This window comes from Microvirga sp. GCM10011540, from assembly GCF_042650665.1.
GTDB classification, from domain to species: Bacteria; Pseudomonadota; Alphaproteobacteria; order Rhizobiales; family Beijerinckiaceae; genus Microvirga; species Microvirga lenta.
In genome coordinates this window covers 1-1,463 of record NZ_JBHSBQ010000079.1, presented here as the reverse complement: position 1 = coordinate 1,463, position 1,463 = coordinate 1, and the positions used below count along the sequence as shown (strand labels likewise).

The window sequence follows — 1,463 nt, the reverse complement described above, 5'->3', positions numbered from 1 at the left end:
GGCCTTCCGCGTCCTGCGGTGGGGACGGCGGAGCCGCGGGTGGCGGTGACGCTCTCGCCGGTGTCGCGGATCGGCGGCTGCCCGTCGAGAAGGTTGCGGATCTCGTCCCCCGACAGGGTCTCGTACTCCAGAAGACCTTTCGCCAGCGCCTCCAGATCCTGCTGCTTCTCCGTCAGGATCCGCCGCGCGTCGTTGAGACCCGCCTCCACCAGACGCCGCACCTCCGAGTCGATCTTCTGGGCGGTGGCCTCCGAGATGTTCTGCTGGCGCCCCATGGACATGCCCAGGAACACCTCCTCCTGGTTCTCCCCATAGGCCACCGTGCCCAGCTCCGGCGAGAACCCCCACCGGGTCACCATCATCCGGGCCAGCCGCGTCGCCTGCTCGATGTCCGACTGCGCCCCCGAGGTCACCTTCTCCTGGCCGAAGATCATCTCCTCGGCAATGCGCCCGCCCATCATGATCGCCAGACGCGACGTCATCTGCTCGTAGGTCATCGACAGCTTGTCCCGCTCCGGCAGCTGCATCACCATGCCCAGAGCCCGCCCGCGCGGGATGATGGTGGCCTTGTGCACCGGGTCGGTCGCCGGCACGTTCAGCGCCACGATGGCGTGTCCGGCCTCGTGATAGGCGGTCAGGCGCTTCTCGTCGTCGGTCATCACCAGGGTGCGGCGCTCGGCGCCCATCATCACCTTGTCCTTGGCGTCCTCGAACTCCTGCATGGTCACGATGCGCTTGCCGCGCCGCGCCGCCAGAAGCGCCGCCTCGTTGACCAGGTTCATCAGGTCCGCGCCCGAGAAGCCGGGGGTGCCGCGGGCGATCACCTTCAGGTCCACGTCCGGCGCCAGCGGCACCTTGCGCACGTGCACCCGCAGGATCTTCTCGCGCCCGACCACGTCCGGGTTGGGCACCACGATCTGGCGGTCGAAGCGGCCCGGGCGCAGCAGCGCCGGATCGAGCACGTCGGGCCGGTTGGTGGCCGCGATGATGATCACGCCCTCGTTGGCCTCGAAGCCGTCCATCTCGACCAGAAGCTGGTTGAGGGTCTGCTCGCGCTCGTCGTTGCCGCCGCCCAGACCGGCGCCGCGATGGCGGCCGACCGCGTCGATCTCGTCGATGAAGATGATGCAGGGCGCGTTCTTCTTGGCCTGGTCGAACATGTCGCGCACGCGGGAGGCGCCCACGCCCACGAACATCTCGACGAAGTCCGAGCCCGAAATGGTGAAGAACGGCACGTTGGCCTCGCCGGCCACGGCGCGGGCGGTGAGCGTCTTGCCGGTGCCGGGAGGCCCGACCAGCAGCACGCCGCGGGGAATGCGCCCGCCCAGGCGCTGGAACTTCTGCGGATCGCGCAGAAACTCCACCACCTCCTGAAGGTCCTCCTTGGCCTCGTCGATGCCCGCCACGTCCTCAAACGTCACACGGCCATGCGCCTCCGTCAGAAGCTTCGCCTTCGACTTGCC

The 1,463-nt window shown here is 68.7% G+C and carries 1 protein-coding gene; it reads right to left on the bottom strand.

Annotated features, from left to right (window positions below; all coding sequences use genetic code 11):
* On the bottom strand, positions 1-1,463 hold a 1,463-nt coding region (ftsH, locus tag ACFOYU_RS15340), incomplete at both ends, for an ATP-dependent zinc metalloprotease FtsH (protein ID WP_377034259.1).